At 42.1% G+C, this 9,688-nt stretch carries 5 protein-coding genes; all 5 read right to left on the minus strand.

Annotated elements, in window-relative coordinates:
- Nucleotides 1-17: 17 nt before the first annotated feature.
- Nucleotides 18-2,156 (minus strand): SWIM zinc finger family protein, encoded by a 2,139-nt coding sequence (locus tag B4H32_RS06515; RefSeq protein WP_004681286.1) that lies wholly within the window; start codon nt 2,154-2,156, stop codon nt 18-20.
- Entirely contained in the window at nt 2,153-3,289 is a 1,137-nt protein-coding gene (locus B4H32_RS06520; protein WP_004755778.1) for a VWA domain-containing protein, read from the minus strand. The genes B4H32_RS06515 and B4H32_RS06520 overlap by 4 nt, the downstream gene beginning before the upstream one ends.
- Nucleotides 3,289-5,784 carry a DUF5682 family protein gene (locus B4H32_RS06525; protein WP_286800951.1) on the minus strand — a complete coding sequence of 832 codons (2,496 nt, stop codon included), beginning with the start codon at nt 5,782-5,784 and terminating at the stop codon, nt 3,289-3,291. The genes B4H32_RS06520 and B4H32_RS06525 overlap by 1 nt, the downstream gene beginning before the upstream one ends.
- Entirely contained in the window at nt 5,781-6,872 is a 1,092-nt protein-coding gene (locus tag B4H32_RS06530) for an ATP-binding protein (RefSeq protein ID WP_033198088.1), read from the minus strand. Before B4H32_RS06530 ends, B4H32_RS06525 begins: the two co-directional genes overlap by 4 nt.
- A 14-nt stretch (nt 6,873-6,886) precedes the next feature.
- The coding region (locus B4H32_RS06535; protein WP_286800949.1) for a DUF4132 domain-containing protein at nt 6,887-9,688 on the minus strand (2,802 nt) is incomplete at its 5' end.

Here is a 9,688-nt window from a genome sequence, read left to right on the forward strand (position 1 = left end):
ATAACAGTGCGTAAGTCCTATTTATTATCAATATTTAATTGTATTGGCAAAAAAACCTGCATTCTTAAAACCAACTCACACACATAGACCAAACGTAAAAGCATCGCTGAATTTAGTTGAGAAGTATCCAAAATTAAGCTGATTTGTCTAACTAAAAGGCTCATTCCCGCATCCTGTGCCAACTGTCGTTGCTGCTGTAGTATTTCAACCTGCGAAGCACTCAGCAACATACGCCCTGAACAACCAAGACCAAGCAATACCTCCAAAATCGGTTCACACACTTTCTGGCTCAAGCTGATTTGAGTTGAAGCAAATTTAGCTTGCTGCTGTTTTTTCTTCGCCAACAGTTGCTCAATACGTCCAACGATACTTTCTTTTAAAGTTTTTTTTGGTTCAGCCAATTGGTCAAAATCAAGGTTAAACAGTCGAGTCTTGCCATTTTGAGTGATTAATAAACTCATCGGTAATAAAACCAGTTGATGCCCTTTAATTTGGCAGTACGCAAAAATAGAGTGGACCTGTACCATTTGGGTACATAAGCGTTCAAGCTGACGAATTTTCTCTAAGTCTTGTGTTTTCCAGTCCAAACGCATATGCAATGTTGATCGGTTTTGGTCATAAACCGTCCACCATAAGCATTGTTCAATCTCATCTACTTTTGGGCTGTCATAAGCAGAGATATTAAGAAGTATCGTTTGATTAATTCCGTCTATAGTCTGTAACTGTTGCTGCCAATGCTGCTGTAATGTCTGCCAATCATTGAATCCGATCTGTTGGTAAAGACTAAAATCATCAATTTTACTTAGGCTATTTAAAGGCAAGGCACGACTTGTCCCTGCGGCAGATAACCGTCCATCTTCACCAAACCGAGGCTGTTGTAAACGTACTTTTTTCTGCATCAGTTGTTGAGCAGTTAACATCCAGATACTTTGCTGTGACCATGCATTATGACGGGTAAAGTTGGGATCATTATTTTCAGCACGCGCCAAAGTGACTTCAAAAGTTTTAGGATTTTCCAATTCTGAAAAATACAGGCTCATCCCACGTGCTCCCCCAAGCGTCCGCCACCAACGTGCGCCTAAAGGTAAAAGCTGCAAATCAGCTTGTTCTTCATCGAGCTGATAATGCTGTCGCAGCTTCCCTCTCAATTTTAATAGCTGTTCACCTTGTGCATGTTCCAACCGATAGAGATAAGCACTCATCTGTGCCAAATACAGTAGCGTATCATGTTCTGAACTGTGCTCATCACGATTTAACAGTCGGCCCACCTGCCCGCTGAGTTGTCTTAACATTGCAGCTAGACGTGGTAATGATTCACTTCGTGCGGACATATTGAGTAAATGCAGTTGACGTGCAGTCATCTCATTGACATGGGATAGACCAAATTCGAGTAACTGTGCCAGATCATCTTTTAATTCAACAATAAACTGGCGTTCACTCTCAGTTAAAATTGCAGGGTTCTCTGCTTCACGCAATTCCAGTTCAGCCCACAATTTTCCTTGCAGACGCTGAACTTCACTTAAAGCGGCTAGATAATAGGCTGATTGATCTTTTTCCAGATTAGACAGCATGCCTGTAAAACCAGCTCCTGCAACATAGATGATGTCCTCAGCCAAACTCCTAATTCGAATCTTTAAGCGATATTCTTCATCCAATAGATCGGTTTGCTGTTCTTGCTGCCAAAGACGAGCCAATTTAATCGCTTTTTGGGTTTGAGCTTTGCCTATTTTTTTGGCAAGTTGATTTAAATCAAATACAAGAATCTCTTCAATAAGATTGGGTTTATTTAAACTTACTTGAGGCTGTTCACTAAATGAAACAACCGAAATCTCAACCAATTCAGGTGTATCTTGTGTCTGATTTTCGATCTGTTGTTGAGCTGGGTTTTGTAAATGTTGTTGTAAATACAGCACTGCGGCAACGATATGCTTACATGCACCTGTTGCAGGACAAGTACATGATGCGTTGACTAAACCTGTAGCCGATAAACAAACTTGTTGACCATCACTTTCAATCGTGATCCGTTCAGCTTGTTCATTCTGTAAAATCACCTTTTCCGCTTCAATATCCTTTAAGGCACGGCGTACCAGCCCCGCATTGGCATAGGTTGCAAGGCTATCTTGATCATAAGCCAAATATTGTTGTTGCCAGCTCATTGCATCACCTCTGCCATCCATTCAGCAAAATGTTCAGGGGTTAAAGCTGCCACAGACATGCCGCGTTCATTCAGTTTTTGTGCCATCTGAATGTCATACACTGGATTTGCCTGTTCATCCAAAGCGGCCAAGCCCAGTAATTTTACCTGCTGGCTTTGCAAGCGACTGATCGCATTAAGCAAATGCGCCACTGAACCGCCCTCTTCAAAATCACTAATCAAAGTAAAAATGGTTCGATTGGGTTGAGTCACAAAACGTTCACAATAATTCACTGCTTTGGCAATGTCTGTTCCGCCGCCCAACTGCACCGTTAGCAATACCTCAACAGGGTCATGCGCCATATGCGACAAATCCACGATATTGGTATCAAATAATACGAGATGAACTTTAACAGCAGGTAAACTCGCCAAAATACTGGCACAAATCGCGCTATACATGACTGAGTTCATCATCGAACCACTTTGATCCACACATAACACCACCGTCCAGGGTAAATGACGTTGTACCCGTGCATTGAAGAATGGCTGTTGAATAATCAGCTTATTTAGATCATGGTTATAATGTTTTAGATTTTCCCGAATGGTACGCCGCCAGTCAAAATTCTGACTATTGGCAATCAATGAACGACGAAAACGGTTACGACGACCATGAATCGCATTGATAAAATTCGGTTTTAAGCGTGCAACAATCTGCTCCACCACCGTTTTAATGATCTCTCGAACAGCATCTCGGGTTTGTGCATTCATTCGCCCACGCATGGTCAATAAAGCTTTTGCCAATTGCGGTGTTGGTTCCAGACTTTTTAAACTTTGTGGGTCTTTAAGCAAGGCATCTAACTGATACCGCTCAACTGCCTGGGTCTGTACACGCTCAAAGGTACTTTGTGGAAATAGTTTGCGTGCCTGATTGAGCCAGTTAATTGCAGTAAGTTGTGAATCATCAAGTGAACCATGACGTGATTCTCCTGCTACATGTCCGCGCTGTTCATACTCTCGGTTGTATAAATAATCAAGGGTTCGTTCCAAGCGAAGTTGTTCTGCATCGAGTTGTACCTGATTTAATGCTCGATCGCTATAACGACCTAAAATTAAACGCCAACGGGCTGCAAGGTCTTTAGAATTTGAATCACCCATTACGCTAACCAACCTTGTAAATTTTGATCGACTAAAAACTGCTGTAGCTGTTGATTCAACTGCACACCTTGCAACATTTCAGCCTGTGATACCTCACTCATATATTGAGAAATATCCAGACTTGAAACATCATTCAACTGTGCAATTTGTTCCGCAAAAGCTGCGGTTTCTTTTGGTTTAAAATAGGTAAATGCTTGGCGTAGATCAGGCAGAATCGCGACAAAAGTAGCTTCATCCCACTGCAATAAAAGCTGATTAAGTAACTTTGCCATAGCAGGATAACGCAATAATAATTCAGGGGCGCTTTGCATCATGCCAGATAGATAGGCCACTGCATGTTCAGGGCTTGCACCGATGCCAAAATGCTGCTGAATCGATTGTTGTAGGTTTTGTTCGGTCAAATCACCATCAATAAAACGTAAGGCATCCACTGCACCTGCCAATATATCTAGCTTTTGCCAATCGGTATGTAAACGCGCCAGGGTTTCATAGAACTGTGTCAACCAATCCGCTTCACCCTCCACTACGCGCTGAATCTGTTTAGACAAATTGCGTAACTGCAACACTTGATTGAGAATCTGCTGCTGTTGATCTGCGGGCGGCGTTGCGAATTGTGAAAGCAAAAACAAGGCACTTGGAATCACCTGTTCTAACAACCCTTTTAGTTCAGGCTGCTGTTGGAAAGCCAAAAAATCCTTACCTATCCATAAATTTAATAGTTTTTGCCCGCATTGAATGACCGAATCCAGATCAGGATCATTGGGTAAATATTGTTGAATTTCGGCAAAAAGAATTGGAATTTGTTTATGTAATCCCATCAATGCTGCACGAATTAAAAGCTGTACTGCAAGATGAGAAGATCGCCCTTGTCCAGACTGAGAAAAAGTCTCTTTGAGTTGCAGTAACTTCTGTACTGCGATGGTATTGAGATCACTTCCTAATTCTGACAATCCAATCAATTGCGCTTCAACATGCGGAGTCCATGCATAGTCCCATTCTTCAAACAGCAAATGTAAACGTCCACCGCCCAACAAATCAGGGCCACTAACTGATTTGGCAAAACCGACTTGTAAAAATTCCAGCAAATGCAAAAATCGACTGCGCAATCGATGTTTTTGATTACGGAATACATCCAGTTTCGTGCGTTTGCTGCTGGTTTCGTCTAGTTTAAAACGATGGATTTTGGCCAACTCATAAACTTGTGCCAAGAGTGGCGGCGTTTGAGTAGATTGAACCACCTGCCCTAAACGAGCCCCACTTAAAATCTGGCGCAGTAAATGCTGAAAGGCTTGCTGTCCCTCGTCTAAACTGCCTTTGACAAAACTACTCTGGCAAGCATCTATCAAGTCAAAACGGCTAATGAGATGATGCTCTCTTAAACTGGCTAACCTCATCGCCTGTTCAGTGGCATTTTTAATGGTAATAAAACTACTGTCCAGAATCTGCTGCTCACGCAATTGTCTTGAAAAGTCAGAAAGCAACTCAACAGTTAAGGCTTGCCGTTGTTCAACATCATTTGCAGAGTCATCCATCATTTGCTGCCAACAACGCTGATAAAAAGCGGGCGATGGCATACCTGAAGCATAACCATTTAAGGCATCAAGGCGATCAAAACTATAACGAATCAGCCAAGCTTGATCATTCTGATCAGCTGACTTTATTTTTTTGATCTTTTTTGGTTTTTCAGATAACAGTTGTTTAGCTAATTCCTCAATTAAAGCTAAAGTGTGGAAACCACCTGTAATAACACAGATTGTGCCCTTATTATTCTCATAGCACTCTAAAATGCTCTGCAACATACATTGTTCACGAACCAGAGAGGCATCAGCTTCCAAGACACTGTCTTCATAGTCCAGACGAGACATGGCACACCAGACCAGAACCTCATGAAAAAAGTTTTGCCAGTCATTCATCTCTTTTTTGGACTTTAGCTCAAATAGATGATCCCAAAGTTCATCATGGTTACGGCAATGCAACTTATGCGCTAAAGCTTGTAAATACTGGCTATGCCCTAAATAGCGTTCTTGTTGTAAGCTTCGGCTTTGCCAAGTTTGTTTAGCAAAGGTTTGTAATTCATGCTCAACCTGACTGCTCCATGCCAAATCAATAAACTCAACCTGGGCATTAATTTCTGGCGCATAACGCAGCGCTGCCCATTCAGGTGAATAATCACAAAATGGATAATAGGCCGTACGGGTTTGTTTCTGCTCAACGGTTTCCCCATTTACAGCATCAACATTCTGTTCAATGATTTCGGTTTGACACAACACAGCCAATGGTGGCTGACTTTCTGGATGCTGTAAATCTGCAATTAAACGATTAAACGAACGTGGTGCCTCAATCAACACATGCCTAGCCTGCAACTGCTGTAAGGCTTGTAAAGTAGCGTAGGCACACGCTGGACTATGATGGCGAATTGGTAAAAAATGAATCCCCCTTTCAGCCAAATCCTTTTGCCATGCGAGGGCGTGTTGTAAGCGTTGAGGTATCGTCATTGCCAAAACGTCTTTCCAGCATCAAAAAAAGCTTTCCAAGTAGCATCCAGTTTCGCCCGTTCACGTGCCACATTATCCATATAAAAACGCATCCGTTTGGCATCATCTGCATTATCTTTGAGCACCACGCCAATCAACTGCCTCGCAATCGCAGCCCCACTCAAGGATTGATCACCCAGATAATAGCCCTCTAAAGCAGCAGCATAGGCAATATTCACCGCTTCCGCTGTCGACATCACCGCGTCAGGCGTTTTAATCGACGTACCATCTTTGGTTGTGCCTTGGCGTAACTCCTGGAAAACGGTGACCAGTAGATCGACCACAGATTCAGACATTTGAATCTGATCAGATAAATCGCCTAACTCACGTTTTAACTGAGTCAATACTAATTCACGCTCAAACACAGGATCGGCAATCGGGCGAACGGTTTCAAAATTAAAACGACGTTTCAATGCCGAGGACATCTCATGCACCCCCCGATCCCGCAAGTTGGCAGTGGCAATAATATTAAATCCTGCTTTGGCATAAACACGACCTTGCTCACCTAACTCAGGAATCATCATGGTCTTTTCAGACATCAATGAAACCAACACATCCTGAATTTCAGGTGGACAACGGGTGATTTCCTCAAAACGAATAATCTTGCCTTGTTGCATGGCTTGATACACAGGCGATGGCACCAAAGATTTTTCATTTGGACCCTCTGCAAGTAATAAGGCATAGTTCCATGAGTATTTTAAATGGTCTTCGGTTGTTCCCGCTGTCCCCTGAATGGTCAGTCCAGAATCACCGCTAATCGCAGCTGCTAACAACTCAGAAAGCATAGATTTTGCTGTACCAGGCTCGCCCACTAACATCAAACCTTGTTTTCCCAATAAAGTGACAATAGCTCGATCTACCAAGGCATCATCACCATAAAATTTACGGCTGATGGCAAGTTTTTCATCACCAAGAATAAATTGGCGTACTGCACGTGGTGAACGTAACCAACCTTGTGGCTTGGGTGCATGGTCATGCTCAGTTAATGTTGCCAGTTCTTCTGCAAAACGTTGTTCGGCACTGAGTTTAATAATGTCTTGTTGATTCATATTTTTACCATTTTCTACCACGGCGTTTTCTTCTGCCATTCAGGATCAAAACCAGAACATGCCTCAGCAACCTTTAAATAATCTGCATAGGTCTCAGCCAACAACACAGGGGGAACATCTGCCAGATTCATCCCACTGTCACGCCACGAACGCACATTTTTTTTCTCAAAACTCAGGTCATATAAAACGGCTGCAAGATTTTCTTCAGGCACATAGCTACCACTAAAACGAATCACCGCAGATAAACCGATTTGACTAAATGGCTTAAAGTAACTATCAAAGGAGCCGCCATCTTCAATCGAAGCACGTTGATAGCCCAGCTTAGTGATCACACCACGCAAGGTAAAGGTATCGGTTAACCAACCTTTACGATCTTCAATGATTTCAGCCTGTGCTTCAAAAACAGGAAGCTGGTGTGTCATTTGTTCAAACAGAAACTTCACTTTATAGTCTTTAAAATGTGCTTGCCATGCCTCAGCATCCTCAGCACTAATCAAAACCACATGCGCAATTTTAATCTGGCTATCTGCCGACAATTCAATTTCATCATCTTCCAGATTTAACAGACTGCCATCATCACTCGGACGGAAACTGTGTAGAATCTCACCCTCTGTAGAAATTTCCAACCAAACCAAACGTTGAATCAAACGCTTCATAATCGGATGTGCAAACAGGTATTCTTGCCAGTCTGCACTGCTCCATACACGTTCACTACACATCGCCTCATATAGACGCTGTGTCTGTAAATCAATGACCTGTTTAAATTCTTTCTTACTGCTGCTGAACAATGATTTCGCTTCCTTGATTAGGCTTTCATCATCGCCTTGTCGTGCAGCAGGTAGGCTTTTGATGATCTTGCCATCTTCATTTTTCAGTACAAATTTATCTTTTTCATCCACATAAGCAGTTAGAATCCGTGAACCATATTCTAAACTCAGTACACCCGCATCATCCAAACCTGCGGTCGGGATGGTACGATCTGCCAACTCATCACTGCTCCATTGATTACGCTCAGCAATTTGCTCAACCAGTTGTTTTGCTAGAGTTTGAACTGATGCAGTACGATAACGACGTGAAAGACTGAGCAGCAATTGAATCATGAGTGGATCATCACTGACTGAAAAACTACTCAACATTGCTTCAATTTGCGCACGACGTTGATAGTGTTGCTTCATATAATCCTGCAACAATTTCACCGCAATACTGCCCTGTGTTTTAAAGGTGAGTGCCAGCATGCCCTTACTTTTGATGGCAGAGCCTAAATAAATTGCCAGACGTTCACGTTTAATTTCCTCAACCACTTCTTCTAACGTGATGTGCTCATAACGCCCATAAAATTCAGGGTACTTTTGCCCCCAACGCTTAAATGAGTCCTGATAGGATGCCAACCGACTCGGTGCTTCTTTAGTTGCAACCTCCATCGCCTCTTCTAAAGTTGGATTACGTGTATCCTGATAAATAAAGCTTTTTAGTAAATGTAGCGAAAGTGTCTGTTGACTCTTTTCATTCAACAGCCCCATATAACGCTGTAACAAGGCATTTGGAATCGGATCTTTTAATTTATCCGCTAAAATTACCCACCACTGAATAATTTTGGGATCAACTGTCGTTCCATCCTGCCATTGGGCTTGAGGTAAATGCTGTAAATCAAACCAGATAAAGCTACTGGCAATTTTACCTTTTAGTCCTTTTTCAGCATCTTTCAGCAAATTTTCAGGTGAAAGATAACGACTGATATCTTCCCCTAATTGCTCCAAAGCTGTCAGAATTGCAGCAATAACAACTTCTTTTTTCTCTTTTTCCAACAACGCATATAAGGCAGGCACAGCGGCTTGATGCTGTAAACGGGCCAACCATTCAATCGCGGTAATACGAATTTCCTGTTTACCATTTTCCAGCGCTTCAATCGCACGTAAATGGATATCAGGGAGTTTTCTCAATACTTCCTGAGCATCAAAACGTAAACGTTTTCCATCCCCCAGAGCAAACTCAAGTAAACGAGGAATAAACTGTTTTGGCAATTGTGGGAAACGTTGCAATACACCAATTGCATGTAAAGGCTCAAAACCATGGTAGCGTGATTCACTTTTATCAGGTGATAAACCCAACGCTTCAGCAATCAGATCAATATGCTCCATAAAAAATGGAACAACCTTGTCATCCTCTGCAATATAACTACTCAAGTTTTCATAGTAATAGTTCTCTAAATAACTCTCGGCAATCATACGCGCAGGTTTTTCAAAACCCAACTGTTTCATCAACTGTTCAAGCTGACGCAACTCAAGATTTTCATAATGATGTGGTTTTAGCAAACTATTGAAAAGTTCATTCCAGTTAATCCAGTTTCGTCCGTGATAACTTAAACGTAGCGCATGTTCCAGACCATACTCAGGCAGATTTTGCAGCTTATTCTGGTGGGTCAGGATATTATAATGATCACCGTGTATCTGGGTTCTTTTCTTGCCATTAATTGTGGAAAACAACTGCTGGCTGATCTGCTCTATTTTGAGTTTTTGCAGGTCTTTGTAATTACTTTGCGCCCAAGTGCTTTTATAAGAGGCTGTTTTATTATCTTCGATTTCTTGCTCAGCACGTAGTCTGGCTTTTTCCAGTAATGCTTGATAGTTTTCCACAATGATTGGGATAAAACTTTCTGGAATATCCTGCGTTTCAATCGCCTTAATTTCAGGTAAGGTATAATCAACCTCAACCACCTGCTGCAAGCTCTCAAGCCGTTGTAAAGCAGCAATAATCAGCACTTGTACTGATTTTAATTTTTCACTGTCTGCGGCTTGTTGCAAAATGTCTCGGTTTTG

It is taken from the genome of Acinetobacter sp. UBA2063 (assembly GCF_002333245.1).
Lineage (GTDB): Bacteria > Pseudomonadota > Gammaproteobacteria > Pseudomonadales > Moraxellaceae > Acinetobacter > Acinetobacter parvus.

Excerpts from the sequence above, each read along its gene's own strand:
- B4H32_RS06515 (WP_004681286.1), bottom strand. The coding sequence starts at position 2,156 with ATGAGCTGGCAACAACAATATTTGGCTTATGATCAAGATAGCCTTGCA.
- B4H32_RS06520 (WP_004755778.1), bottom strand. The coding sequence starts at position 3,289 with ATGGGTGATTCAAATTCTAAAGACCTTGCAGCCCGTTGGCGTTTAATT.
- B4H32_RS06525 (WP_286800951.1), bottom strand. The coding sequence starts at position 5,784 with ATGACGATACCTCAACGCTTACAACACGCCCTCGCATGGCAAAAGGAT.
- B4H32_RS06530 (WP_033198088.1), bottom strand. The coding sequence starts at position 6,872 with ATGAATCAACAAGACATTATTAAACTCAGTGCCGAACAACGTTTTGCA.